The organism is Meiothermus sp. (genome assembly GCF_025060375.1).
Classification (GTDB): Bacteria; Deinococcota; Deinococci; order Deinococcales; family Thermaceae; genus Meiothermus.
Window position 1 is genome coordinate 1 of sequence record NZ_JANXCG010000086.1, and the last position, 23,349, is coordinate 23,349.

Genomic DNA, 23,349 nt, shown 5'->3' on the forward strand with positions numbered 1-23,349 from the left:
GCCACCTCCGACCTCAACGACCTCTACCGCCGCCTCATCAACCGCAACAACCGCCTGAAGAAGCTGTTGGCCCAGGGGGCGCCGGAGATGATCATCCGCAACGAGAAGCGGATGCTGCAGGAGGCGGTGGACGCCCTGCTGGACAACGGGCGACGGGGTACCCCGGTGACCAACCCTGGCTCCGACCGGGCCCTGCGCTCCCTTACCGACATCCTCTCGGGCAAGCAGGGCCGCTTCCGCCAGAACCTCTTGGGCAAGCGGGTGGACTACTCGGGCCGCTCGGTGATCGTGGTGGGGCCGCAGCTGAAGCTGCACCAGTGCGGTCTGCCCAAGCGGATGGCCCTGGAGCTTTTCAAGCCTTTCCTGCTCAAGCGGATGGAGGAGAAGGGCATTGCCAACAACGTCAAGGCAGCCCGCAAGATGCTGGAGCGCTCCCGCGACATCAAGGACGAGGTCTGGGATGCCCTGGAGGAGGTGATCCACGGCAAGGTGGTCCTCCTGAACCGGGCCCCTACCCTGCACCGGTTGGGTATCCAGGCCTTCCAGCCCGTGCTGGTGGAAGGGCAGTCCATCCAGCTCCACCCTCTGGTCTGCGAGGCCTTCAACGCCGACTTTGACGGCGACCAGATGGCCGTGCACGTGCCCCTTTCCAGCTACGCCCAGGCCGAGGCCCGCATCCAGATGCTCTCCAGCCACAACATCCTCTCCCCGGCCTCCGGCGAGCCCATTGCCAAGCCTGCCCGGGACATCATCCTGGGGCTTTACTACCTGACCCAGCTCCGCCGCGAAAAGAAAGGGGCAGGGATGGAGTTCGCCACGCCTGAAGAGGCTATACGGGCCTATGAGGAGGGCAGGGTGGCCCTCAATGCCCCCATCAAGGTGGCGGGCAAGGCGACCAGCGTGGGCCGGCTGAAGTTTGTCTTCAGCAGCATAGACGAGGCTCTGCTGGCGGTGCAAAGCGGGGTGGTGGACCACCAGGACGTGGTCACCGTACGGGTTGGGGACAAGCTGCTGGAAACCTCGCCGGGCCGAATGCTCTTCCTGCGAATCGTGAGCGAGGCCATAGAAGACCCTGAGAAGGCTCGGGAGCTGGTGAACCTCGAGGTGGCCCAGGAGAAGAACTCGCTCAAGGACCTGGTCTACAAGAGCTTCCTGCTTTTGGGTATAGAGAAGACCGCCAAGCTCCTGGATGCCCTCAAGTATTATGGCTTCGCCCTCTCCACCACCTCGGGCATCACCATCGGGATTGACGACGCGGTGATACCGGCGGAGAAGAAGCAGTACCTCCAGGAGGCTGACGCCAAGCTGGCCCAGATCGAGCAGGCCTTTGAGATGGGCTTCCTGACCGAGGAGGAGCGCTTCCGCCAGATTCTGCAGCTCTGGAGCGAGACCACCGAGAGGGTGACCAAGGCGGTCTTCAAGAACTTCGAGGAGAACTACCCCTTTAACCCCCTCTACGTGATGAGCCAGTCGGGGGCCCGGGGGAACCCCCAGCAGATCCGCCAAATCTCGGGGATGCGCGGCCTGATGGCCAAGCCTTCCGGGGAAACCTATCCGGTACCGGTGCGGGCCTCTTTCCGCGAGGGGCTTACCGTGCTCGAGTACTTCATCTCCACCCACGGGGCCCGCAAGGGTGGGGCCGACACCGCGCTGCGCACCGCTGACTCGGGCTACCTCACCCGCAAGCTCCACGACGTGGCCCACGAGGTGATCGTGCGGGAGGCTGACTGCGGCACGCCCGACTATATCTCGGTGCCCCTTTTGGAGTTTGATGAGGCTTTCCGAAGCAAGAAGCTGCGTAAGAGGAGCGACATTGAGTCGGGGCTGTACGGCCGCACGGTGGCCCGCGAGTTTGAGGTCGGAGGCCGGGTTTTCGCAGAGGGGCACCAGCTCAGCCTCGAGGATGTGGACCGGATCGTCAAGGCGGCCGAAGAGCGTTTGATAGAAGAGGTTCCGGTCCGCTCACCCCTCACCTGCCGCACCCGCTACGGGGTCTGCCAGCAGTGCTACGGCTGGGACCTTTCTGCCGCTAAACTGGTTTCCATTGGGGAAAGCGTGGGGGTGGTAGCGGCGGAGTCCATCGGTGAGCCCGGTACCCAGCTCACCATGCGCACCTTCCACACCGGCGGAGTGGCCACCGGGACCGACATTACCCAGGGTCTGCCCCGTGTGATCGAGCTCTTCGAGGCCCGCCGTCCCAAGGCCAAGGCGGTGATCGCCGAGATAGATGGGGTGGTCCACATCGAGGAGCTTGAGGACAAGACCGTTATCTACGTGAGCAGCGAGGGCTTCTCCAAGGAGTACAAGGTGCCCAAGGAGGCCCGCATCACCGTCAAGGAAGGGGAGATGGTGGAGGCGGGGCAGCCCCTCACCCGCGGGGCCATTGACCCTCACCAGCTCCTGGAGGCCAAGGGCCCAGAGGCGGTGGAGCGCTACCTGACGGACGAGATCCAGCGAGTGTACCGGGCCCAGGGGGTGAAGCTGCACGACAAGCACATCGAGGTCATCGTTCGGCAGATGCTCAAGTACGTGGAGATTACCGACCCTGGCGACAGCCGCTATTTGGAGGGTCAGGTAATCGAGCGTTGGGATGTGGAGAGCACCAACGAGGCCTTGATGAACGAGGGCAAGACCCCGGCAAGCTGGAAGCCGGTGCTGATGGGGGTGACCAAGAGCGCGCTTTCCACCAAGAGCTGGCTTTCGGCGGCCAGCTTCCAGCACACCACCCACGTCCTCACCGAGGCTGCTATTGCTGGCAAGGTAGACGAGCTCATCGGGCTGAAGGAGAACGTCATCCTGGGCAAGCTGATTCCAGCAGGCACCGGTTCCGACCACGTGCGCCAGACCCAGGTGGTGGACCAGAAGACCCTGAAGCGCCTCGAGGAGGCCCGCCGCGAGGCCGAGCAGGTTCCCCTCAGCCCGGGTCGCCGTCCGCTTCGGTCCGAGCAGGTTGTGCGGGAGGTCTGAGGGGTGGTCGGGGGTTTGGCCGAGGGGTTTAGCCCATGAGGGCTCGGCTCTTCCTGGCTTTCCAGCAGGTGGGGGCCGACCTTTTCGCCGCCGGCCTGGCCTCGGCTACATCGGGCAACTACTCCGTGCGGGAGCGGGATGGCCTTTGGATTACCCGCTCGGGCGCCCAGAAGGCCCACCTCACCGCCGAGGACATCCTCTGGATTCCCCTCGAGCCGGACCCAGAGCGAGACCGGGGGGCCTCGGTGGAGAGGGTGGTTCACCGGGCGGTTTACCGCCACACCGATGCCACTGCGCTGGTGCACGCCCATCCCCGCCACGCCATCGCCCTCTCCTTTCACCTGGAGGCGGTGCGGCCCATCGATCTGGAGGGGCAGTACTACTTTGACCGGGTTCCCGTGGTGACGCCCCAGACCACCTCTGCCACCGAGGAGGTGGCCAAGGCGGTGGCAGAGGCCCTTAGGGGGCATAGGGCCTGCGTGGTTCGGGGCCATGGGGCGTTTGTCAAGGGTACCCTGCCCGACCCAAAGGAGGCCCTCCTTCAGGCTTATTCCCTCATGACCAGCTTGGAAGAAGCCTGTCAGGTGTTGTTTTTGGAGCGGCTTTGGCGTTGCTTGGGGGAGGGCCGGGATGAGGGTGTTGTTTGTTGAGGGGAAGGACCTGGGGGCCTTGCGGGAGCTGGCCCGCGGGTTTCCCCACCCCTACCGGCTGCTCTACCGCCCGGAGCAGGGGCTTTACCTGCTCGAGGTCTGGGGCTACGCGCCCGGGTTGGAGGCGGCCGTTTCGGGGTTGGAGGGGTTTCGGAGCTGGAGCTTTGAACTTTTGGAGGAGGGAAGCCGCCTGCCGGCAGCCGATGCGCGAGGAGATTGACTGGGTTACAGTAGCGGAGGGGGTGGAGGTCTACCTCGAGGACACCGGCCCCCTCGAGGCCCCTGCCATTCTGGTGCTGCACGGGGGGCCTGGGGGTAGCAGCTATGCCCTTCGAGAGGGGCTGGAAGAGTACCTGCAGGACTTCCGGGTGCTCTACCTCGATCAGCGGGGAGGAGGCCGCAGCCCCGCGCTGCCAGAAGAACCCGGCCTTTTCACCATAGATGCCCTGGTGAGCGACCTTTTTCAGCTGCGCGAACACCTTGGCCTGGATGCCTGGACTTTGCTAGGGCATGGTTTTGGGGGGTTGCTGGCGCTGGAGTACGCCCGCCGTTCCCCAAAGACCACTGAGGGGTTGGTTCTGATCAACCCCTGGACGAACTTTCCCTGGCTTGCGGCTCAGCTTTATCGGGCCTCGCTGGAGCTGCGGGGTATCGCAGACCAGGGTATGCAGGTAGAGCTCCCTGCAGATGGTGCCCAGCTGCTCCGGGAAGCGTTTGCCTATGTGGAGCCCAAGGCGGTTTTCGACAGGCTTTTGTTTCCCAGCCTGCACAGCCGCATGGAGTACGAGTGGATGGCAGAGGGTACCCCCGTGCTAGGGGCCGACACGCCGGGGCGGATGTTTGTGCTGAACGGGCTGTGGCGCTTGGACTACACCCCCTTTTTACTGGAGGTACGGGTTCCCAGCGCCGTGCTGTTGGGCTCGTTGGACGCCAGCAGTTACCCGGAGGCCCAGACCATCGCCGACCTGGTGGGAGGGCATCTGGAACTTATACAAGGAGCGGGCCACTACCCCTGGATTGACCAGCCCTACGCTTTCGCTGAGGCCCTTCACAATGCGCTCTACGGCGCTCCGTAGCCGGTTTGAGGATGCGGCGAAGGCGCTTGGGCCCATACCCCCGGGCCCTTGCAAGGAAACCGCGCCGATAGAGCCCTTTTCAAAGGCCCGCGGCGCGGCTCTGCTCTGGTCTCCGCTTCTCAGCGGTTTTTTCAGGGCCTTGCCTAGGGTTTTAGCCCCTTGCCCGGTGAACCAGCTCAGCAAAGGCCTCGGGTTGCCGCACAGCCAGGTCGGCCAGGATTTTGCGGTCGAGCTCAATCCCAGCTTTTTTGAGGCCGTGCATGAAGGCGCTGTAGCTCAGGCCGTGCTGCCGGGCTGCGGCGTTGATGCGCACAATCCAGAGGCGGCGCATGTCCCCTTTGCGGTTGCGCCGGTCGTCGTAGGAGCGCATGGCCGCGCTAAAGAGGGTTTCGCGGGCTTTGCGGAAGCTTTTGGAGCGTAGGGCGTAGAAGCCCTTGGCTCGCTTGAGGATGGCCTTGTGCTTGCGGCGACGGACAACACCGGTCTTTGCCCTTGGCATCTAGCACCCCCTACGCGTCGTATGGCATGAGCCGGTGTATGCGGCGCTCCTCACCCTTCGCAAAGGTAAAGGGGCGGCCTTTTGTGCGCCCGCTCTTGCCCGATTTTTGCCAGTTTAGGTGTCGCTTACCGGGTTTTCTACCGATAACCTTGCCTGTGGCCGTGATTTTGACACGGTTTTTGGCGCCCTTGTGGGTCTTCATCTTCGGCATCTCGTGCTCCTCGCTGCTCGAGCGCCTCTAAAGAGGGCTTGTTGAGCTCGGCAGCCCTGTAAGTATAGCACCTTTTCCTGGTCTTGACCAATCGGAGTGGGGACTCAGTGGGGGATGTCCTCAGGGGTAAGGTGCCGGGGCCGCACCCAGCGCACTTCCTCAAAGGTCCCATCAAAGCGCAAAATGGCCGCCATTCGGGCCCGTGAGTAGACCTCATGTGGTTTTTTGGGAATAAAAGCGGTTACGATGTCCACCCAGCGGGGCTCGCGGTACTCCAGCACCACGTGCAGTGGAAGCCTTAGCTGTGGGGGGAAGACCATGTACCCCAGCACCAGCATTCGGGCATCCTCGGGGTAGATGGCGAGCTCGCGGCCCCACTCCACCGCCTGCAGGATGTCCTGTTCTATGAAGCCTTCCTGGAGCATGTGCTTGGCGACGTGGGGGCCGAGGCGGTAGCGGCCTTCGCGGATGTAAGGGAGGAGTTCTTCTAGCCTGCGGATGCGCGGACGTTTCAGCATGCGTCCCCCCTTTAGCAAAAAGCCCCACGCGCTTGCGGAGTGGGGCTTCTGGACGGTCCTCCCGAACCCCGGCCTGGACTGGGGTTCTGCCCAAGATTATAGGGAAGACCAGGGCAACGTGTTTGGGCTTTTGACCGCAATTGCCGCTCCATATACCTGGCTGGCCCCGGCCTGCAGCAGGGCCTTGCGGGCCCTTTGGAAAGTTGTGCCGGTGGTCACCACATCGTCCACCAGCAACCAGGCGCCCTCTACCCTCCCCGTCGGTCGGAACGTCCCCTCGGGCAGTTCCAGGCGCTCCTGGCGGGTCTTTTGGGTTTGGGACCTGCCCCATCCAACGCGCGCCAGCGTTTGCCGGTAGGGGAGCCTCAGGGCTTGGGCTGCCGACTGGGCCAGAACCTCGGCTGGGTTGTAGCCCCGCATCACCTGGCGGTGGGGCAGGGTGGGCACCGCGGTTACACCCACCAGCCTCCAGCCCGCCTGCTGTACCCCTAGGGCCAGTTGCTGGCCCAGATAGACCGCCAGGGCTCGGTGTCCGCGGTACTTGAGGGCCTTGGGCAGCCGGCCCAGGTCTCTGTAGCTTCCCAAGTAGACCAGACGGGGCAGGTGCCGCGGCGCCAGCAGGGCCCGGCAGGCTGGGCAGAGCAGGGGCTCGTTCAGGAGCCGTCCGCAGCCTGGACAGGTGGCCCCGGTGAGCCACTCCCAGAGCCCCTTCATAGGCCCAAGGCCCTTCGCAGGGCCTCGTCAAAGGGGGGGTAGAGCACCCCCTTTTCGGTGACGATACCGGTTATGAGCGGATGGGGGGTTATGTCAAAGGCCGGGTGGGCTGCGGGGAAGCCTGGGGGGGCTATGGGTTGGCCGCGCAGGGTGGTTACCTCTTCTGCCGGTCGCTCTTCAATGGGAATTTGGGCGCCTGTCTCGAGCCTGGGATCTACCGTGGAAAGCGGCAGCGCGGGGTAGAAGGGAATTCCATGGTGGCGTGCCAGGACAGCCAAGGCGTAGGTGCCAATTTTGTTGGCAAAGTCGCCGTTGAGGGCCATTCGGTCGGCTCCCACAATCACCGCGTCCACCTGCTTTGCGGCCATTAGGTGGGCGGCCATATTGTCGCAGATGAGGGTAGCGGGTACCCCGGCCTTCTGCAGCTCATAGGCGGTGAGCCGGGCCCCCTGCAGGTAGGGGCGGGTTTCGTCCACCCAGACGTGCCGGACTCGTCCTTGGTGGTAGGCCTCAACAATGGCCCCTAGGGCGGTGCCATATCCGCCCGTAGCCAGCGGCCCGGTGTTGCAATGGGTGAGCACCTGGCCCCGCAGTACCTGCGCTCCGTGTTGGCCGATGGCTTTTTCAGTGGACTCCACCTCGGCCCAGATGGCCTGGGCTTCCTGCAGGGAGGCAGCCAGGGACCCCCAGTGGGGTTTCATGCGCTCCAGCGCGTAGAATAGATTGACCGCTGTGGGCCGGCTTTGTCGGAGGGCTGCATCGGCCTCGGCAGGAGGCTCGCCGGAAAGGTGGGCCAGCACCATCCCATAGGCCGCGGTAACCCCAATGGCAGGCGCGCCCCGCACCACCATTGCCCGGATGGCCTGGGCGGTTTCCTGGGCGTTTCTGCAGGCCACCCAGACCTCCTCAAAGGGCAGCCGGCGCTGGTCCAGAAGCCACAGGGTGTTTTCCTCAAATCGAAAGGGAAGAAGCCGCATACGGCCAGTCTAAGCCAGTACCTGCCAGAGTTGGGACGGCTCGAGCCCTTCTGGGGCTTGGCCCGGAATATGTGGGGCTTCTACCGTAGGGTGGATTTGGAGGTATTCGCTGGCGGGTTCTGGCCTTCTGAACCCTACAGCAGGGCAACTCGGGGCCTATTCTCCAACTCGAGCCGGATGCGGCAGTATGCCCTAGCGCACCGGGTGGGCCGAGGGCTCCGGCAGCGGCAGCGGGCTTATAAGTTCATTCTGCCGCACAAAGGCCTCCATGAAGCGGCCCAGGATCAGCATCTGGCTGCGGTGGGCCTGGGCGGCCTCGAGCTTGAGGGCAACCTGCTCGGGGCTCAGGTCTACCCGCCCCCAGGGGAGGCCCCGGCCTCTGGGAGGGGGCTCGAGGGGCAGGTTCTTGTGCAGCCCCTTGGGCAGCGGCCACTCCAGCCCGCCGTGCACAATCCAGAAGCGGGCTTTGCCCAACTCCTTGCGCTTGCCCAGGAGGCGCAGGGCCAGGTCGCCGGTGGCCCGGTGGTCGGGGTGGGCGTCCAGAGGGCTGGGGGCCAGCACCACCGTGGGCTGGACCTCGTCGAACAGCTTTTCCAGGTCGCGCTCGAGGCTCTCACCCGTGTAGGACGCCCCCGGTGAAAGGGCCTCGGGGTAGGGCACCCGGTCTACCCCGGTGTGGGGAGCAGTGAACGGATAGTAGTAGTAGTCGAGAAAAAGCCGCAAAAGGCCCTGGTCGGGGTAGCCCAGAAAGCGCAGGTGGGCCTGGGGAATCCCCAGCACCCGGGCCGCCGCGCGGGCCTCGTTCATGCGCTGCCGGCCTAGCTCGAGCATGGCCGCATCCCCTGGGTCCGGCGTGCGCCGCAGGAGCACCGCATCCCACTCAAAGCCGTCGCCGCTGGTGAGCCAGGCTATGTAGACCGCTGCCCCGGCGGCCACGGCCTGCTGGAGCATCCCGGCGCAGCACAGGGTCTCGTCGTCGGGGTGGGGGGAGAGAAGGAGCACCCGGTCGGTGGCCGAGAAGGCCGGGGCCTGGGGCAGGGCCGCTACCCTGGGGGTGTAGTAGAGCCGGTAGGCAAGCGCGGTCAGGCCTGGGGCATTGATCCACATGAACAGCCCCAGGAGCAACAGCCCCAGCACCATCCATCGCTTGCGTCCGCGCCGGCGGGCCATACAAGCGGGATTGTACCCTTTCAGGGCGAGCGCAGAAGGAGGGGCCGGATGGTCTGCGCCAGCGGCTGGGGCGGCAGGCCATAGACCACCCCGCCCGACTCCAGTGCCCCCGGAAACAGCCCTCCCGGCGTGTGGGGGGAGCCCCGGTAAAAGCGCTCGGTGGGGCCTTCTATCTCCGTTTGAATTCGAACCCGTGGACCAGGTGCAGCAGGTGCTCTGTTGAACATGACGGCCTCCTCTGGTCCGAGTCTGCCACCAACGGCAACACCGCAAAAGAGGAATTACGGGGCTTTTACTCAGCTTTTACCTTCTGCACCTAGACTCTCCTCCAACCGGAGGGAGGTGGGCTCTAGGACAGCAAGAGGCATTTCGGCGATAGGCACACGCTCAAACAGGAGGTAAAGATGGACAACCCCATGCACCGCAGGAATTTTTTGCAAAGGGCCGCGGGGGTGCTGGCTGCAGCGGGGATGCTGCCGTGGGTGAAGGCCCAGACCTCGAGCCAGACCGCCGAAGCCCTCCCCAGCTTCACCGGGCCCGGGCCTAACCCTTACTGGAACGGGGTCAACCCCTTTGTGGTCTACCCCCAGAAGCTGCCCCTGCTGCGGCTCACCGACCGGGGCATTCAGCTCGAGACCCCCAGGCAGTATTTCCGCACGGCCTTCACCCCCAATGAGGCCTTTTTCGTGCGCTACCACCTGGACCTCATCCCCAACAGCATTGACCTCTCGAGCTGGCGGCTCAACGTCGAGGGCAACGTGGAGAAGCCCCTTACCCTTTCCATGCAAGACCTGCTGACCCGCTTTAAGCCGGTCTCCGTGGCCGCGGTGAACCAGTGCTCTGGCAACTCTCGCAGCCGCTTCCAGCCCCGTGTGGCCGGGGGGCAGTGGGGCAACGGGGCCATGGGCAACGCCATTTGGACGGGGGTGCGGCTGATGGATCTGCTGCAAGAGGCCGGGGTCAAGCCGGGCACCGTGCAGCTCCAGTTCCAGGGCCTGGATCGCGGACCAGGCCCCGAAGGTAAGGGCTCCAACGCCTTCATAAAGTCGCTGGACTGGAACGACCCGGTGCTGCAGGAGTGCATCGTGGCCTATCGGATGAATGGCGAGCCCCTACCCATGCTCAACGGCTTCCCGGTGCGGCTCGTGGTTCCGGGCAAATTCTCCACCTACTGGATGAAGCACCTCACCTGGATTCGCGCCCTTACCAAGCCCGACGACAACTTCTGGATGGCCACCGCCTACCGCATCCCCGATACCCCGCGGGGCAACACCACCCCGGCAGACATCGCCGCGGGTAAGGTAAAAACGGTACCCATCGGCAACGTGAACATGCCGGTACGCTCGTTTATCGTGGATCCGGACGGCTCGAGCAAGCTGGTGGCGGGCCTGCCGGTGGAGATCCGTGGGGTGGCCTTCAGCGGGTATGGCCGGGTCACCAAGGTGGAGGTCTCGCTGGACGGAGGCAAGACCTGGCGGGTGGCGCAGCTCGGGGATTACCACGGCCCCTACTCCTTCCGCACCTGGAGCTTCCAGTGGAAACCCACCCAGCCCGGCCGCTACACCCTGGCGGTGCGGGCCACCGACGAGAAGGGCAACGTGCAGCCCGATGAGCCGGTCTGGAACCCCGGCGGCTACCTCTGGAACCGCATCGAGCGGCAGGATGTGGTGGTGGGCACGGCCAGCTAGGAGGAAGGCATGAAGCGCTACCATTGGATGCTATTGGTGCTCCTGGGGGTCTGGGTGATGGCTCAGGACTCGAGCCTCCCCGGGCTCAAGGAAACAGGGAACTACACCCAGGGTAGCCTGGGTCAGGTCTTGCAGCCGCTTCCGGTCACCAACGCCCAGCCGGACGGGGTCTACAGCGTGGGAGCCTGGCCGCTCTACACCCCGGAGCTGGCCGATGGGCCGGGCAAGGAGCTGGTAATGGGCTACTGCCAGGTCTGCCACAGCACCACCTACATCACCATGCAACCCCCCTTGCCTGCAGCCACCTGGGACGCTGAGGTGCAGAAGATGATCAAGACCTACGGGGCCCAGATTCCTGACGACGCCGCCAAGCAAATTACCGCTTACCTGCAGGCCCATTACACGCCGGAGACCCGCAAGCAGTGACCGGAAGCCAAGGGGTGGGATGCGGAGGAGGGAAACCTTGAGGTTGTAGAGCAGCTCGATTGCTGGCCTTCCGAGCGGCTGGACGCCACGAAGCAGATGTTGCACACTGAGATGTGCGAGGACTGGGGGTATCCTAAGCTGGCTAAGCGCCTCACCGGCTGCACTAGAATCCATAGCCGAAGCCCTCGCTTGGCGCAAAGGATACCCCCAGTGTGGCCTGGCCGGGTCATGTTCACACTGGCGCCGCTGTATCCGACGGTGTGGTCAACACCACAACGGCGAGCTTTTAGTTCGACCGAGGTTTGTGATGGCGGAGCCCGATGGTTCACAAACGCTTGGTTGTTGCCCCCTCTTTTTGCACAAACCTCTGCGTTCGTTACGCGACTCTTGGAGTCTCGTCCAATACCCCTCCCAACCCTCCTTACGGAGGAGGGAGCGCGAGCTATTGCTCTTTACAACTGCGTACCAGAAGCCCGACCTATTTTCCGCCTACCTTCGTCCTTTCGTCAAAGGATCCAAAGACCTGCTGGTAGATGTCTTCTCCGTAGCTCGTACGCTGGGGTGCTCCAGGTAGGATGCGAAAGCTGCGGCTACCGTCCGGGCGCCGCTCGGCTCTGAGAAAGACTGCCCCACTCTGTCTTTCCTCGTAGAGCCTGTGGGTGAGGCTGTACATGTGGCTCACCAGATAAACCCGCACGCCTTCTTCCATAAGGGCCCGCACCACCTGGTAGGCCACCTCGGCTCCTTCCGGCTCGTAGGTAGAGGCGAATGACTCATTGAGGAGCACCAGGGCCCCAGCCTGAAGATGCTCCACGATGCGGCTCATTCGGGAGAGCTCCTCATCGAACTTGCCGCTTTTGAGACCGGCGTCCTCCTCGCGTTTGAAGTGGGTGTAGATACCCTTGCACAGGCCTGAAGTAAAGCTGCTGGCCCCTACAAACAGCCCCGACTGGAGCATAAGCTGGCCCTGACCCACGCTTCTCAGGAAGGTGGTCTTACCTCCCTGGTTGGCCCCAGTGATAACCACCAGGGCTGAGCCCCGGGTCAGGTCGTTGCCCACTACGCTCCCTCCAGAGCGCAGGGCCAGGGCTAGGTCGCACAGACCCTGAAATGAGCAGGTGGAATCATCGGCCACCTCGGGGAAGCACAGGGGCACCCCCAGGGCCTCGAGCTGTCGGTAAAGCCTCAAAGCCCCCAGGTAGAACGCCAGCTCGCTGCGGAGCTGGTTCAGGAAGCCCAGGATGTGGTCCACCGACTGGGCCAACGCATTGGCCGTGGTGTTCAGTCCTCGGTCCTGTATCTCCCGCAGGATCTGGAACCCGCTTTCGTCGCGGGGATGGAGGGTGAAGGTATAGGCCGGGGGTTTGGGGGCAAGCAGGCGTTGCCACCAACTCTGTTCCGGCTTTTTGGGCTTGAGAAGCCGGTAGCCCATACCTTTGAGGCCAGGTCCCAGCTCGGCCCCTAAAAGCACCCCCTGTCGGAAGGCGAGCCCCTCTAGATGCTCCTCTACCTCCCTCAGATAAGCTTCGTCGAGCTCACGCCGCAGGCTGGAAACGAGCTGGCTGAGCCCCTGCGAGCGAAGGCGCCCTTCCATGGCCTCGGCCCAGGCCCGTAGCCTGCGCAGATGCACCAGGAGCAGGCCCATCACCTCCAAAGCCCGGAGCAGCACCGAGCTGGGTGAGCGGCTGTAGGCCCAGTGACGCGCCTTCTTTTCACTCGCCAGCCCCTCTTGTACCAAGGCGTAGAGGGCTTCCAGGGCCCCGGTGTTTTGCAGAAAGTCCCTCAGGATGCCCTGGCGATAGACCACCACTGTCCGCTCTACTTCCAGGCTGGAGAGCATCACCCGTTCCACCACCTGCCGCACGAGGCTATCCCCCTGGGCCATGGCCGCCCATAGCACGTCCAGTCCTAGGTCCAGCGTAAGTTCGCCTTGTAACTCAGACCTGGGAGCTGGCAAGGTAAAGTCGAAGTCGCGCTCAGGAAAGAGCAGGCAAACCTTCACCGCTACCTCCTAGTGAGGCGGTTCTGGATAAGGCTAGACGGGTTTTGAGCTGGGGATAACTCAGCCCATGCTTGCGCGCGATGGCCAGGGCATAGGCCTTTCCATCGGCCTGCTGGCGCACCACCCGGAAGGTGCGCAAGGCCGGGTCGTCGGGATCTACCTGGGCCACCATACTCACGGTCGTTTCACTAAAGGAGGCCAGCTCCTCTATGAAGGTCACCACCACCGCTAGCGCGTCCAGCCTAGCGACGGCCTGCAGGATCTTGTTCATCAGGAAGCGGGCATCGTCTAAAGAGGTAGAGGAAAAAGCCTCGTTGAGCACGAGGAGGCTCCTGGGGGTAGCCCGGCTGAGCGCCTGGTGAATGCGCAAAAGCTCGTCCTGGAGCTTGCCCCGCATTTCCTGCGCGGCCTCTCTCCGCTCGAAGTGGGTGAAAATTTGATCGCAGAGAAAAAGTCGGGCGCTCCTCCCGGGTACCGCCAGCCCCAGGTGGGCCAGGTGGTGCGCCTGGCCCACCATGCGGGCAAAGGTGGTCTTGCCACCCTGGTTGGGGCCGGTGACCACTAGAATGCGCTCAGCTCCCTCGAGGCTGAAGCTGTTAGGCACCACCTTCCGGCCCTCTGCCAGCTGTTGCTGGGCTACCGCCAGCTCAAACCCCTCCTCCAATGAGACCTGCTTTTCTGTCCCCACCTCGGGCAGGCAGAACGCGAACCCAGCCTCCCTTAACGGTCGGCAGTAGTCCAGATAACCCAGGTAAAACTGCACCTCCCAGTCAAGCGTGGTGATTACCGGGTCGGGGAAGCCTTGGTGATGCCGGGCGAAGGACTCCAGCTCAGCGAATACCCGCGGAAAAAGCCGCACCAGACCCTCCAGAATCCGTTCCTCAATGTGGTTGAGCGTGTTCCACTCAGAGAACCCCACCCGGTAGTCCTTTGGGGCTCCCTGCCGGAAGCGGGCGAAGAGGAGCTCAATTTCCCCCTGGTAATCGAGTTCTTCTCCTCCGGCACGCACCGTGACCCGGTCGCCCTGCAACAGCAGGGTGTAGTGTACCTCGGCCAGGGCCTGCCGGAGGGCCTGGGTCTCCCGCTCTAAGTTTTGAAAGGCAGGGGAGGCTGTGTAGTTCTTTAGGTAGGCGGTCACCCGCCGCCAGGCGGGGGCAGAAGGAGAATTTTCCTCTAGCGCCTGCTCGAGGGCTCGTACCGCGTCCACGTACACCTGAGCGGCCTCGAGGAAGAAGCCCTGGCGCTGGTAGGGGTTGGAAAGCTTCTGGGAGCGCTCGAGGTGTTCGCGCAGGGTGTGCTGAGCCTGGGTGAAGGTCCACAAGGCCTGGTTCAGGGCTGGCTGCTCCAGGTCGGCCACCACCGCCTGACGGTAGCGGATGGCCTCGAGGTCCTGCAGGGGGGTGTAGAACAGCGGGCGCAGGTCGAACTCTAGTTTCCCCACCACGCCCTCGACCACCCGGTCTAGGTTCAGGTCGTGGAAGTAGGCAGGGGGCTCGATGGTTAGGGCTAGGGGCGAGCTGGGCCAGAGCAAGCTTGGGTTCATAGGAGTTCCTCCAGGGCCCGGGCCAGCCCTTCGGCCAGCTCGGCCTGGGCAGGGTCGAAGGCCGAGAGGCCCTCAGCGGGGTGGGCTGCTTTCTCGAGCTGTGCATCGCGGGCCTGCTCGAGCCGGCGCAGTACTGCGGCCAGGCTCAGCCCCAGCCAGCGCCGGGGTTCGAAGCGCCAGGGGGAGCCATGCTGGGCCAGCCAGAGGGCCTGGGCTTTGGCCTCGAGCGCTGCTAAGGTCTCCGACCAGGCTTCCAGGGAACGGGCCTGGTGCAGGATTATGAGGAGGGCCTCGAGGGGCTCCACCTGCTCAGGGGCCCCAGGGGGGGCTAGCCGGTGCAGCAGGTTGAGGGCTGCCCGTGCCTCGGCCCGACTGCCCTGGATATGGAACTCCAACACCTGGCGGTCGCTTTCGCACTTGAACAGCTGGTAGCGCAGTACGGCGTTTTCCCGCAGGGCCGGGCTGGCATCCTGTACCAGCCGCCGGTTCTGCGCCTCGCAAAAGGCCAGGTCCTGCTCGAGCTGGGCCACCCGCGCCTCTAAAGCGGCCTTTTCGCTTTGCAAGCGGGCCAGGTCGGGCGGAGAGTGTCGTTGGAAGAGGTTCATCGTTGCACCTCTGGCAAAAGGGTGTAGAAACGCGCCAGAAACAAAGTGGTGGCGAGCTGGAGCAGGCTCCCAAAGGCCACCAGGTAGCCTGGGGCCAGGCTGTAGAGATAGCCCATGGCCAGGCTCCCCAGCATCCAGGCCCCCCCAAAGGCAGTGTCGAAGAGACCAAATGCACTGCCCCGCTGCTCCGGGGGGCTCAGAACGGCTACCGCCGAGCGCATCAGGCTTTCCTGCAGGCCCAGCCCGCAGCCCCAAAGCACTGCGGCCACTCCCAGCAGAGAAGGCTCTTTTGCCAGGAAGAATAGCGTGACCGCAACCAGGTTTAGCGGCGGCAACCCCCAAAGGAGCCGCAGCCCTAGGTGCTCGAACATATGCCCGGCCCCGTAGGCCGCCAGGGCATCTGCCCCCATGGCCAGAGCAAACAGCAGGGGAATATGGGCGGCTGGAACAGCCTGGGTAACCTCCAGGTGGTAGGTCACCAGTTGAAAGTGGGCGAATCCTGCCACGGCCAGCATGGCAAAGAGCAGGTAGGCGTAGTAGGCCCTGGGCAGGCCCTCCCAGTCCTGCACCACGGAGTGGGCTGCTGCACCCCCGTTATGGCGATGGGCCCGCCAGAGCAGGAACAGGGCCAGCAGCGCGGGGGCGAGCAGTCCGGCAAACCCCAGGCGGTAGCCTCCCAGGCCTACCAGCAGAGCCACCGCAAGCGGCCCTAAAAAGGCCCCAAATTGGTCGAAAAGCTCGTGCAGACCGAAGACTCGCCCCTGCCCCAGACGCTCCCCCGCGTGGGAGAGGAGCGCATCGCGGGCGGGGGTGCGCAGGCCCTTGCCGAGCCGTTCGAGAAAGAGCAGCACAGCCGCCATCCCTGCTGAAGGGGCTGTGGCCAGCGCCGGCACCGAGAGGAGGTTTAGGGTATAACCCAGGTACATGAGGTGCCAGGGCCGGCCACTTTTATCCACCCAGCGGCCGGCGAACAGCCGTATCAGATAACCTAAAAACTCCCCTACCCCGGCCACCGCCCCGACCAGCAGAGGTCCGGCTCCCAGCAGCGCCAAGAAGGGCCCGCCGATGCTGCGTCCCCCTTCGTAGGTGAAGTCGGCGAAGAGGCTCACCAGCCCCAAGCCCACCACCATGCGCCAGGCGCTCTGCGATGGCGTTCTCATGCGGCCTCCTGGGAAATAATCCAGCCGGCCTCCAACCGCCAGTAACCCAGCCACTCTCCCCATTCGGCCAAGGCTTGGGCGGCCGCTTCGCTCAGCCGGTCGGACAGGGCCACCAGGGAGAGCCGGCCTCCGGCTTTAGCCAGTCGGCCTAGCACCCACTGGAACGGAAGTTCCGCTAAAAACGGGGCAAAACTCTGGGGCATTACCTCAGGCCGGGCGACCCAGCCGCAGCCCTGGGGGGTCGCCGCCACGCGGAGCCCGAGCTGAACCGCCAGGTCCAGCCGTTCGGCCAGCTCGAGGGTCTCTAACGGATGGTCCACCAGGCTGCGAAGGGTCCAGGCCACCGAGGCCAGGCTAGCCTCCTGCTGCGAGCAGAGCCAGGCCACCGCTGCGTACAGGTCGCCCGGCCCTACCACCACGGGTGTTCTCATGGCTGCTTGATTGGGCATGGCCCCTCCTTATAGCTGTGCCTGCCAATAGATCTGGTAGAGGGCCTCCTGTTCGACAGGCGTCAGGGGAAGCCGTTGAAGGGCCCTGAATAGTGGGGCGCGGTCGTACTCTGCGCGGCGGAGCTGCAAGGCTTCCCCTTCGAGGAGGGCATAAGCCGCCCGGGGATCGCCGTCCAGGGGCTGGCCTGCCGAACCAGGGTTGACCACCCTGAGCTTTCCCGCCTGGCGCAACAAAGGCAGGTGGGTGTGGCCCACTAGGAGCAAAGGGGCCTTGCTCCCGGCGCAAAGCTCGGCCAGTAGGGTCTCGTCCGTCTCGGGCCGCAGTCGGTAGTCGTAGAGGGGGTCGTGTGGGGTAGCGTGCACCAGCTCCACCCGAAGCCCCAAAGCCTCCCAGATCAGGTGCAAGGGCAGGCTCCGCAGGTAGGCCACCTGCCCCGAGGAGAGCTGTTCGCGCGCCCAGTTAGCCAGTTTTCTGGCCAAAGCGGCCTTGGCCGGGGTGGCTTGGGGGTCTGTTCCAAAGGCCACGGCCTGGTCGTGGTTGCCCCGCACCCCCACTGCCCGGCGCTCCAGCAGCCAGTCCAGCACTGCGCCCGGCTCGGGACCGTAGTTCACCGCGTCCCCAGCAAACAGCACCCCATCCACCCGGCCCACCTGCCGCTCGATGGCTTCCAGCGCCCAGGGATTGGCGTGGATGTCGCTTAGGAGAAGCAACCTCATGGAAGCCCCTTAGGCAGGTAGCGGATGACCTCCACCTTTTCCAAGGTGACAAGCCCTTCCTGCACCATCCGGTCCAGAGCAGGCAAGAACTCGCGGATTTTTTCCTCAGTGTCGACAATCTCCACCAGCACAGGCAAATCCTCGGCCAGTTGTAAAACCTTGGCGCTGTGGATGCGGGAGTGGGCCCCGTAGCCCTGGAAGCCCTTGAAGACGCTGGCCCCGGCCAGCCCGAGGCGCCGGGCCTCGAGCACGATGGCCTCGTGCAACGGCTTGCCGTGCCAGTGGTCGGCCTCACCGATGAAGATGCGTAGCAGCCTGGCCTCCCCCTGCAGTTTCATATTTGCCCCCTAGTGCACCACCATTACTGGACAGGTGGCGTACCGCAGTACCCGTTCCGAGACCGAGCCCAGCATCCAGCGCTGTACCGGCGTGAGCCCGCGCCTTCCCATCACCATCAAGTCAGCCCCCTCATCCTCCGCGTAGCGCAGCAACACCTCAGCAGGGTGCCCTACCCGCCGGTGCAGGTGCAGGGCTACCCCGTGTTTGTGGGCGGCGCTCCGGGCCCAGCGGAAAGCCTCGCTCAGAGCCCCTTGGGCCTGGTTCAACGCTTCCTCCACCTCGCCCTCCAGCTCGGTGAACTCTGGTGGGCGTACCACCGCTAACGCATGTACCTCGCCTTGGAAGGCTCGGGCCAGCTCGAGGGCTGCCAGCAGAGCCTTGCGCGAAGGCTCCGAGCCGTCAAACCCCACCACGATGCGCCGGAACATCTTCCACCTCCATCAGGTAGCTCTCTATTTGCCGTAAACCCTGCTCCAGGGCTTCCAGTTCTGGCTCGAGCGTTGCCGCTAGCCAGGGTTCCACCCGGCCGTAGCTCTCTAGGTGAACCGGGCGCAGCTCCTCCAGGTTGGCCCAGTAGGACGAGAGGCCCGCCCAGAAAAAGTCGAAGCGGCTTTTCCGTACTGGCTCGAGCCCCAAAAGCTGGGCCAACCGGGCCAAATGTCCGCGGAGCCGTGCGCTCTCCGCTTGCACCGTTGTCGCTTTGGGATGCCCGAAGAGGGGGTTGGTCTCCCAGTAGAGCTGGCCCGAGAGGGGGGGCTCCGCGAAGGCCCGCTCGAGCCGCAGCAGAAAGCCCTCCAGCTCGGCCAAAGCCAGCCCCAGCACCCGCTGATGGTTGTTCATGCTCTCACCTCCACAGGGGCCGTGGGTGCTTGCTCCAGGTGGCGCTTTGGCAGGAAGAAACGGTTGGCCAGCCAGGTGGGCACCACTGCGCTGCCGATGACAGCCGCTACCAAATAGGAGTACTGCGCCGGGGTGATGATGCCGTGGCTCAGGCCGTACAGCGCGCTGATGGTACCGAAGGTCAGGCCAGTGCTCATCAAAAGGGTGGTGTACATCGACTCCCCGTGGGGGTAGCGGTAGCGGGCCGTAACCGGGTAAACCCCCACAAACTTGGTCAACATCTTGCCCAGCAGCAAGGCCAGGAACACCCAGAACCCACTCAGCAAGGCCGGAATCTGCACCAGTGAACCGGCCCGGATGAAGTAGAAGGGGGTTAGAAAGCCGAAGGTGAGGGTGCGCAGGCGGCGTACCAGGGCGTGATCCCTGCCCACCGTACCGGCCAACACCATCCCCACCAGATAGGCCGGGAGTACCGCCTCGGAGCCGCTCCAGGTAGCCAGCCCTCCCAGCAGGAAGAGGGCGAAGAGGAGAAACTTTGCCTCCAGCTCACTTGTACGTCCTCCGTAGCGCCGGAAGAAGGGTCCTGTGAACTTCAAAAGTAACCATAGCCCCGCGGCCAGCCCTAAGGCGAAGAGCAGGGTACTTAGGCCAAAGGGTGCGAAGAGAAGACCCAAGGCCACTACCGTGGCCAGGTCGTTGACAAAGCAAGCTGCCAGAATGAGCTTGCCATAGGCGGTCTTGTTGAGACCCAGCTCGAGCATCACCGCGTACACCACGGCCACGCTGGTAGTGGAGAGGGCCACCCCGGCCAGCCAAGCTGGTTGAACGGCCCAACCCAGCAGGAGATGTGCGATGCCCGCCACCCCCAGAAAGGGCGCTAGAAAGGCAGCCAGTCCCAACACGGTGGCCTCCTTCCAGCTCTTCCTAAAGGCTTCGGGGTCTAGTTCGGCCCCAGCTAAAAAGGTCAGCACTATGCTCCCCACGCCGGCCAAGAAGACCACCCAGCTTTGCTCCGCTCCCAGCAGCTTAGGCCCCAAGGCGGCTCCCACCACAAGCTGTGCCGCCACCCCCACCACAATCTCGGTGAGAGCTACCGAGATGCCCAGCCAGATGGAGAGCAGGGTAGCGAAAAGGGCTAGCCCCAACCAGAGCGCTGCCGAAAACCAGATATTCTCCATGCTCATCCTCACTTTGGGTTGGGGTAGGAAAAAGCTCCCACCCCGCGTCGGAGTAGGAGCCATCAGTCCTTGCGGACGGTTATGGCGAGCCCCATCGCCTTCTTACCCAGTATGGGGGACTAGGGTAAAGAAATCGTAAATGCCGTAAGAACGCTTCATCCAAACCGGTCAGCTGCTTTCTCCGAGCCGTGAAGGGGCAAATTGTCGCTTTTGGCAACACCGGGGGTTTATATCGAGCCGGCTCCAGCCTCAAAAAACTCGATTTACAGTGCGCCTAATGGTGGTCAAAAACAACAATCAACGGATGAAGGAGCCATAACCGCCATTGGTGGCAAAAGGTTGCCATTTTAGGGGCAGATCAGAATAGAGCCCTGCGCTCCTTGCACAACTCCATCCACCGTGCGGCCAAAACGCAGGCCCAGGAAAACCCCGCGCCCGTGGGTGCCCATGACCAATAGGGTTCCCGATGCGGTGAGGGCTGTCAGGGATTCGGCAGGGTGGCCTTGCAGCAGCGAGGAGGAAACAGGGTCGACCCCCAGTTCGTGCAAAAGGCCCTTGGCTTGATGCAGGGTCGTTTCATCCACCCGCCCTTCCTCCTGCACCATCCGTAGCAGAAGCGGCAGGCTCCAGAGGCCAGCCGGGCATGAACTGGCAGTTCACCGCCGGGGATTCGCGCATCGAGTTGCGTGTATACAGCGATTGACGATGTACTAGCCCAGTTCCCTATTTTTTCTACTGAGAAGCGAGAATCTGGGGGGTGACGCTCACGTTTAGGGTCTTGCCCTCGCGCCAGACCTTGAGGGTGACCGGCTGGCCGTTGGCAGCCTCCAGCACGCCCCGCAAGTCGTTGACATCCTGAATGGGGTTGCCGTTGGCTTCTAAGATAACGTCTCCGTTGAGCCCTACTTGTTGCACCGTGCCGTCTGGGGATTGCACCTGGAGGAAGCGGGTGGGCGCCCTAAGACCAGCTTTTTCGGCGGGCGAGCCCTTCTCCACACTCTGGATCATCAGGCCTGCTTCGGGCAGGTTGTTGGCCTTGAGGGTTTGAGGGCTGTAGGCCGCCAGGGGGACCACCGAGACCCCCAAGCGCGGGCGGGAGGCCAGGATTTCCTTGTCGCTGAAGTTTTTGCCCTGCTCGAGCGGTCGCAGGTACTGCTTAGCAAGGTTTATGGGGATGGCAAAGCCTACCCCAGCATTCTGCGGGTTGCCAAACTGGCCCGAGGGCGAGAGGATGGCGGTGTTGATGCCGATGACCTCACCTTTGGAGTTGAGCAAAGGCCCACCCGAGTTGCCGGGGTTGATGGCTGCGTCGGTCTGGATCAGGGTGGGCACCAGCGCATCCACCGCGCCCGGGTTGCGCCGCACCGCCGAGACGATGCCGGTGGAGACGCTGTAGTCCAGCCCGAAGGGATTTCCGATGGCGATGACTTTTTCGCCCACCAGTACCTGGTCGGAGTCGCCCAGGGTCAGGGGCCTGAGCAGGTTGGCCGGAGCCTGTACCTGAATCACCGCCAGGTCGAGGGCCGGAGCAGTGCCCAGCACCTTGGCGCTATAGCTCTTGGGGCTGTCCTTAAACCGCACCGAAATCTGGCTGGCCCCCTGCACCACGTGGTAGTTGGTGAGAATGTGCCCTTCCTTATCCAGCACAAAGCCCGAGCCGGTGCCCTGCTGCGGCTGGGGTTGCAGGAAGGGCGCAAAGGGCTGGAGGTTGTCGGGCAGGCTGGCCGCAGGGTTGCTGCGCACCGAGATGTAGACCACCCCTGGGCTGGCTGTTTGCGCAATCTCTACGGTGTTGCGCTCGTCGGGCAGGAGGCTCTGGAGGGTGCTTTGGGTCGGGCTGGGGGCTGTGCTGGACTGGCCCTGGCTCAACGCGAACCATAAGGCCGACCCCGAAAGCACCGCCACTGCTAGCAGGGTAGATGTTTTTACCGAGGCTTTCATGTTGGTTTCTCCTCTGCCTGCACAGGCAGGCACAGGCCATACGTTAGGCGGGGGAGGTTTAAGTCGGGTAAAAAAGGGGTGCCCAGCGCACCCCTCAATGCGGAGATGAATTAATCCTGCTCAGATGATGAGGCGGATTCTGATGCGGGGCCAGCGCAGCTCGAGGGTGGGCGTGTTCGGGCTGGCGATATCGTCCTCAATCCCAACCCCTCGCGTACCTTCGTCGTTGGCGCTGACCTGGGCCGGCAGGGTGGCGATCACTTGGTTGGGGTCGCCCAGCTTGGTGAGCTGCACCGCGTAGCCGCCATCCGGATTGCGCACCAGGCGCAGGTTCAGGAAGGGGTCGGTGTTGGGCGGGCACCAGACATTGCCCGGGCCGCAGTCGGTGGTGGGGCCGGGGGAGGGCCAGGGTTTCTTGCGCAGGTAGAGGAAGCCCAGGTTTTCTCCCACCAGCTCTTCAATCGGCCCGCTCCCTTGCAGCTTGGGGTTGTTGTAGAGAACCGCCACTGCCACCACGTCCTCCCGCTGGAGCCAGACCGGGGGCCAGGAAGGCGGGAAGGGCTTGGGACGGCCACAGCAAATCTCCCTGAACCTGGCCTCGTAGGTCTCGGCGTCCAGGGTGCGGTTCAGGGGGCGGCCCGGCAGGGTGTCGGGGGGCAGGCTGCTCACGATGTGCATCCGGGCCGGGTTGGAGGCGTCCTTGCCAATGATGATGATTATGTCAATCTCTTTCTCAATCGGATTGATGGAAAACTGGACAATAATCTTCTCCCTGTCAACGCCCTCGAGGTTCCCCTGCGCCTCCACCTGAGCGGGCACCCGCACCGAAGGGGTCCCAGGGGCGCCGAACCACTCCAGCTCATAGCCGCCTTGAGGGGCCTGCCGCAGGAAGGCCATGCGGGCCTGCGGGTAGCAGCGGGATGGGGGGGTGCATTCTGGCGAAGGCCGCTTGATGGTGATGAAGAGGGGCTTGTCCACCGGGGGAAGCGGCCAGGGGAAGGGAGGCCGCCAGGGTCCGCCGATGAGCACGGTGTCTTCGCTGTCCCTGACCACCGTCAGGGGTCTTGGCGAGGCGGCCTGAGGGCTCAGGCTCTGGGGCATCAGGTCGCCAAAGGTTCCCAGGGCCTCGTCCAGCAGGGGCTGGCCAGCGTCGTAGAGGGCCGCGTCGTTTTGGCTGAGCGGCTCGAGGCCACCCTGGGCAGGGTTGCTGCAACCGGCCAGCATCCCCAAAACGAGCAGCACCAGCGCCTGGAACAGAGTTCGCTTCATCTTGTCCTCCTGGAGTCTTTTGGCTCCGGAGGCAACCCTAGCAAAGCCGCCCTGAAACCCGGCTGAACGGGGTCTGAACGGCTAGTGTGGGACTGAAAAAACCCCCTGGCGCGCCAGGGGGCCCTTGCGCTCTTTTTGTTCAAGGAGCCTGGCTCAGATCGAGCCTTCCCGCCCCCACCGCCTGAGGGGGGTAGGGCAGGGGTTGGGCGTGCTGCTGTAGAGCTTGCTGGAGCTGGGCCGGGGTCAGGGCGGGCTGAGCCGAAAGCCACAGGGCCATGGCCCCCGCCACGATGGGCGTGGCAAACGAGGTTCCCGTGCACACCCCAAGGGCTCCTCCGGGTTGGGTGCAGTTCAGGTTCGTGCCCGGGGCGGCCAGGTCAACGTAAGCCCCCCGGGTGCTGTAGGGGGCA

General features: G+C 64.1%; 27 protein-coding genes and 1 riboswitch. Of the genes, 6 read left to right on the plus strand and 21 right to left on the minus strand.

What is annotated here, in order from left to right; genetic code table 11:
- The 4 genes from NZ849_RS10365 to NZ849_RS10380 all read left to right on the plus strand — a co-directional run.
- On the plus strand, nucleotides 1-2,967 hold a 2,967-nt coding region (locus NZ849_RS10365; protein ID WP_295406929.1), incomplete at its 5' end, for a DNA-directed RNA polymerase subunit beta'.
- A gap of 35 nt (nucleotides 2,968-3,002) precedes the next feature.
- Nucleotides 3,003-3,617: a class II aldolase/adducin family protein gene (locus tag NZ849_RS10370; RefSeq protein ID WP_295406932.1), complete on the plus strand. Its 615-nt coding sequence runs from the start codon at nucleotides 3,003-3,005 to the stop codon at nucleotides 3,615-3,617.
- Nucleotides 3,598-3,837, plus strand: coding sequence for a hypothetical protein (locus NZ849_RS10375; protein WP_295406938.1), 240 nt, complete (start codon nucleotides 3,598-3,600; stop codon nucleotides 3,835-3,837). The genes NZ849_RS10370 and NZ849_RS10375 overlap by 20 nt, the downstream gene beginning before the upstream one ends.
- The gene (locus NZ849_RS10380; RefSeq protein WP_295406940.1) at nucleotides 3,821-4,693 is read left to right on the plus strand and encodes an alpha/beta hydrolase; all 873 of its coding nucleotides are present in this window, start codon (nucleotides 3,821-3,823) and stop codon (nucleotides 4,691-4,693) included. Before NZ849_RS10375 ends, NZ849_RS10380 begins: the two co-directional genes overlap by 17 nt.
- Before the next feature lie 151 nt (nucleotides 4,694-4,844).
- Here the strand turns inward: NZ849_RS10380 and rplT are convergent, their stop codons facing one another.
- The 7 genes from rplT to NZ849_RS10415 all read right to left on the minus strand — a co-directional run bounded on the left by rplT (nucleotide 4,845) and on the right by NZ849_RS10415 (nucleotide 9,009).
- Complete coding sequence (gene rplT, locus NZ849_RS10385) at nucleotides 4,845-5,192, minus strand: 50S ribosomal protein L20 (protein ID WP_295406943.1); 348 nt, start codon at nucleotides 5,190-5,192, stop codon at nucleotides 4,845-4,847.
- Nucleotides 5,193-5,202: 10 nt separating this feature from the next.
- On the minus strand, nucleotides 5,203-5,403 hold the full coding sequence (gene rpmI / locus NZ849_RS10390) for a 50S ribosomal protein L35 (RefSeq protein WP_295406946.1): 201 nt from the start codon (nucleotides 5,401-5,403) through the stop codon (nucleotides 5,203-5,205).
- 104 nt (nucleotides 5,404-5,507) lie between these two features.
- A complete protein-coding gene (locus NZ849_RS10395; protein WP_295406949.1) occupies nucleotides 5,508-5,921 on the minus strand; it encodes a DUF4258 domain-containing protein in 414 nt (137 codons plus the stop codon).
- Between the two features lie 96 nt (nucleotides 5,922-6,017).
- Nucleotides 6,018-6,635: a ComF family protein gene (locus tag NZ849_RS10400; RefSeq protein ID WP_295406952.1), complete on the minus strand. Its 618-nt coding sequence runs from the start codon at nucleotides 6,633-6,635 to the stop codon at nucleotides 6,018-6,020.
- Nucleotides 6,632-7,612 carry an S-methyl-5-thioribose-1-phosphate isomerase gene (mtnA, locus tag NZ849_RS10405; protein ID WP_295406955.1) on the minus strand — a complete coding sequence of 327 codons (981 nt, stop codon included), beginning with the start codon at nucleotides 7,610-7,612 and terminating at the stop codon, nucleotides 6,632-6,634. The genes NZ849_RS10400 and mtnA overlap by 4 nt, the downstream gene beginning before the upstream one ends.
- 192 nt (nucleotides 7,613-7,804) lie before the next feature.
- Nucleotides 7,805-8,782 carry a PIG-L family deacetylase gene (locus NZ849_RS10410; protein WP_295406959.1) on the minus strand — a complete coding sequence of 326 codons (978 nt, stop codon included), beginning with the start codon at nucleotides 8,780-8,782 and terminating at the stop codon, nucleotides 7,805-7,807.
- Between the two features lie 20 nt (nucleotides 8,783-8,802).
- Nucleotides 8,803-9,009, minus strand: coding sequence for a hypothetical protein (locus NZ849_RS10415; RefSeq protein WP_295406962.1), 207 nt, complete (start codon nucleotides 9,007-9,009; stop codon nucleotides 8,803-8,805).
- A gap of 177 nt (nucleotides 9,010-9,186) precedes the next feature.
- Here NZ849_RS10415 and NZ849_RS10420 point away from each other — a divergent pair, with 177 nt between their 5' ends.
- On the plus strand, nucleotides 9,187-10,470 hold the full coding sequence (locus NZ849_RS10420; RefSeq protein WP_295406964.1) for a molybdopterin-dependent oxidoreductase: 1,284 nt from the start codon (nucleotides 9,187-9,189) through the stop codon (nucleotides 10,468-10,470).
- Nucleotides 10,471-10,479: 9 nt separating this feature from the next.
- Nucleotides 10,480-10,896, plus strand: coding sequence for a sulfide dehydrogenase (locus NZ849_RS10425; protein ID WP_295406967.1), 417 nt, complete (start codon nucleotides 10,480-10,482; stop codon nucleotides 10,894-10,896).
- Between the two features lie 478 nt (nucleotides 10,897-11,374).
- On the opposite strand, the gene NZ849_RS10430 is transcribed toward NZ849_RS10425, so the two are convergent.
- The 14 genes from NZ849_RS10430 to NZ849_RS10495 all read right to left on the minus strand — a co-directional run.
- On the minus strand, nucleotides 11,375-12,898 hold the full coding sequence (locus tag NZ849_RS10430) for a DNA mismatch repair protein MutS (protein ID WP_295406970.1): 1,524 nt from the start codon (nucleotides 12,896-12,898) through the stop codon (nucleotides 11,375-11,377).
- Complete coding sequence (locus tag NZ849_RS10435; protein ID WP_295406973.1) at nucleotides 12,873-14,441, minus strand: DNA mismatch repair protein MutS; 1,569 nt, start codon at nucleotides 14,439-14,441, stop codon at nucleotides 12,873-12,875. The genes NZ849_RS10430 and NZ849_RS10435 overlap by 26 nt, the downstream gene beginning before the upstream one ends.
- The gene (locus NZ849_RS10440; protein ID WP_295406976.1) at nucleotides 14,438-15,046 is read right to left on the minus strand and encodes a hypothetical protein; all 609 of its coding nucleotides are present in this window, start codon (nucleotides 15,044-15,046) and stop codon (nucleotides 14,438-14,440) included. Before NZ849_RS10440 ends, NZ849_RS10435 begins: the two co-directional genes overlap by 4 nt.
- Nucleotides 15,043-16,206 carry an MFS transporter gene (locus tag NZ849_RS10445; protein ID WP_295406978.1) on the minus strand — a complete coding sequence of 388 codons (1,164 nt, stop codon included), beginning with the start codon at nucleotides 16,204-16,206 and terminating at the stop codon, nucleotides 15,043-15,045. Before NZ849_RS10445 ends, NZ849_RS10440 begins: the two co-directional genes overlap by 4 nt.
- A complete protein-coding gene (locus NZ849_RS10450; protein WP_295406981.1) occupies nucleotides 16,203-16,637 on the minus strand; it encodes a hypothetical protein in 435 nt (144 codons plus the stop codon). The genes NZ849_RS10445 and NZ849_RS10450 overlap by 4 nt, the downstream gene beginning before the upstream one ends.
- Nucleotides 16,638-16,664: 27 nt before the next feature.
- Complete coding sequence (locus tag NZ849_RS10455; protein WP_295406984.1) at nucleotides 16,665-17,372, minus strand: metallophosphoesterase family protein; 708 nt, start codon at nucleotides 17,370-17,372, stop codon at nucleotides 16,665-16,667.
- Nucleotides 17,369-17,710: a DUF190 domain-containing protein gene (locus tag NZ849_RS10460; protein ID WP_295406987.1), complete on the minus strand. Its 342-nt coding sequence runs from the start codon at nucleotides 17,708-17,710 to the stop codon at nucleotides 17,369-17,371. The genes NZ849_RS10455 and NZ849_RS10460 overlap by 4 nt, the downstream gene beginning before the upstream one ends.
- A gap of 9 nt (nucleotides 17,711-17,719) precedes the next feature.
- Nucleotides 17,720-18,139: a universal stress protein gene (locus tag NZ849_RS10465; RefSeq protein WP_295406989.1), complete on the minus strand. Its 420-nt coding sequence runs from the start codon at nucleotides 18,137-18,139 to the stop codon at nucleotides 17,720-17,722.
- Entirely contained in the window at nucleotides 18,111-18,551 is a 441-nt protein-coding gene (locus tag NZ849_RS10470) for a hypothetical protein (protein WP_295406992.1), read from the minus strand. Before NZ849_RS10470 ends, NZ849_RS10465 begins: the two co-directional genes overlap by 29 nt.
- Nucleotides 18,548-19,729: a cation:proton antiporter gene (locus NZ849_RS10475; protein ID WP_295406995.1), complete on the minus strand. Its 1,182-nt coding sequence runs from the start codon at nucleotides 19,727-19,729 to the stop codon at nucleotides 18,548-18,550. Before NZ849_RS10475 ends, NZ849_RS10470 begins: the two co-directional genes overlap by 4 nt.
- Nucleotides 19,730-19,775: 46 nt before the next feature.
- A riboswitch (Fluoride riboswitch) is annotated at nucleotides 19,776-19,837 on the minus strand.
- Nucleotides 19,838-20,076: 239 nt separating this feature from the next.
- Complete coding sequence (locus tag NZ849_RS10480; protein WP_295406999.1) at nucleotides 20,077-20,313, minus strand: universal stress protein; 237 nt, start codon at nucleotides 20,311-20,313, stop codon at nucleotides 20,077-20,079.
- Between the two features lie 148 nt (nucleotides 20,314-20,461).
- Complete coding sequence (locus NZ849_RS10485) at nucleotides 20,462-21,670, minus strand: trypsin-like peptidase domain-containing protein (protein ID WP_295407002.1); 1,209 nt, start codon at nucleotides 21,668-21,670, stop codon at nucleotides 20,462-20,464.
- A 120-nt stretch (nucleotides 21,671-21,790) separates the two neighbouring features.
- Nucleotides 21,791-22,939, minus strand: coding sequence for a hypothetical protein (locus NZ849_RS10490; RefSeq protein ID WP_295407005.1), 1,149 nt, complete (start codon nucleotides 22,937-22,939; stop codon nucleotides 21,791-21,793).
- A 139-nt stretch (nucleotides 22,940-23,078) separates the two neighbouring features.
- Nucleotides 23,079-23,349: S8 family serine peptidase (locus NZ849_RS10495; protein ID WP_295407008.1), on the minus strand; the 271-nt coding region annotated here is incomplete at its 5' end.

Excerpts from the sequence above, each read along its gene's own strand:
- NZ849_RS10410 (WP_295406959.1), bottom strand. The coding sequence starts at position 8,782 with ATGGCCCGCCGGCGCGGACGCAAGCGATGGATGGTGCTGGGGCTGTTG.
- NZ849_RS10375 (WP_295406938.1), top strand. The coding sequence starts at position 3,598 with ATGAGGGTGTTGTTTGTTGAGGGGAAGGACCTGGGGGCCTTGCGGGAG.
- NZ849_RS10415 (WP_295406962.1), bottom strand. The coding sequence starts at position 9,009 with ATGTTCAACAGAGCACCTGCTGCACCTGGTCCACGGGTTCGAATTCAA.
- NZ849_RS10475 (WP_295406995.1), bottom strand. The coding sequence starts at position 19,729 with ATGGAGAATATCTGGTTTTCGGCAGCGCTCTGGTTGGGGCTAGCCCTT.
- NZ849_RS10460 (WP_295406987.1), bottom strand. The coding sequence starts at position 17,710 with ATGAAACTGCAGGGGGAGGCCAGGCTGCTACGCATCTTCATCGGTGAG.
- mtnA (WP_295406955.1), bottom strand. The coding sequence starts at position 7,612 with ATGCGGCTTCTTCCCTTTCGATTTGAGGAAAACACCCTGTGGCTTCTG.
- NZ849_RS10455 (WP_295406984.1), bottom strand. The coding sequence starts at position 17,372 with ATGAGGTTGCTTCTCCTAAGCGACATCCACGCCAATCCCTGGGCGCTG.
- NZ849_RS10450 (WP_295406981.1), bottom strand. The coding sequence starts at position 16,637 with ATGAGAACACCCGTGGTGGTAGGGCCGGGCGACCTGTACGCAGCGGTG.
- NZ849_RS10380 (WP_295406940.1), top strand. The coding sequence starts at position 3,821 with ATGCGCGAGGAGATTGACTGGGTTACAGTAGCGGAGGGGGTGGAGGTC.
- NZ849_RS10470 (WP_295406992.1), bottom strand. The coding sequence starts at position 18,551 with ATGAACAACCATCAGCGGGTGCTGGGGCTGGCTTTGGCCGAGCTGGAG.
- NZ849_RS10490 (WP_295407005.1), bottom strand. The coding sequence starts at position 22,939 with ATGAAGCGAACTCTGTTCCAGGCGCTGGTGCTGCTCGTTTTGGGGATG.
- NZ849_RS10445 (WP_295406978.1), bottom strand. The coding sequence starts at position 16,206 with ATGAGAACGCCATCGCAGAGCGCCTGGCGCATGGTGGTGGGCTTGGGG.
- NZ849_RS10485 (WP_295407002.1), bottom strand. The coding sequence starts at position 21,670 with ATGAAAGCCTCGGTAAAAACATCTACCCTGCTAGCAGTGGCGGTGCTT.
- NZ849_RS10440 (WP_295406976.1), bottom strand. The coding sequence starts at position 15,046 with ATGAACCTCTTCCAACGACACTCTCCGCCCGACCTGGCCCGCTTGCAA.
- NZ849_RS10370 (WP_295406932.1), top strand. The coding sequence starts at position 3,003 with ATGAGGGCTCGGCTCTTCCTGGCTTTCCAGCAGGTGGGGGCCGACCTT.
- NZ849_RS10435 (WP_295406973.1), bottom strand. The coding sequence starts at position 14,441 with ATGAACCCAAGCTTGCTCTGGCCCAGCTCGCCCCTAGCCCTAACCATC.
- NZ849_RS10420 (WP_295406964.1), top strand. The coding sequence starts at position 9,187 with ATGGACAACCCCATGCACCGCAGGAATTTTTTGCAAAGGGCCGCGGGG.
- NZ849_RS10400 (WP_295406952.1), bottom strand. The coding sequence starts at position 6,635 with ATGAAGGGGCTCTGGGAGTGGCTCACCGGGGCCACCTGTCCAGGCTGC.
- rpmI (WP_295406946.1), bottom strand. The coding sequence starts at position 5,403 with ATGCCGAAGATGAAGACCCACAAGGGCGCCAAAAACCGTGTCAAAATC.
- rplT (WP_295406943.1), bottom strand. The coding sequence starts at position 5,192 with ATGCCAAGGGCAAAGACCGGTGTTGTCCGTCGCCGCAAGCACAAGGCC.
- NZ849_RS10465 (WP_295406989.1), bottom strand. The coding sequence starts at position 18,139 with ATGTTCCGGCGCATCGTGGTGGGGTTTGACGGCTCGGAGCCTTCGCGC.
- NZ849_RS10395 (WP_295406949.1), bottom strand. The coding sequence starts at position 5,921 with ATGCTGAAACGTCCGCGCATCCGCAGGCTAGAAGAACTCCTCCCTTAC.
- NZ849_RS10425 (WP_295406967.1), top strand. The coding sequence starts at position 10,480 with ATGAAGCGCTACCATTGGATGCTATTGGTGCTCCTGGGGGTCTGGGTG.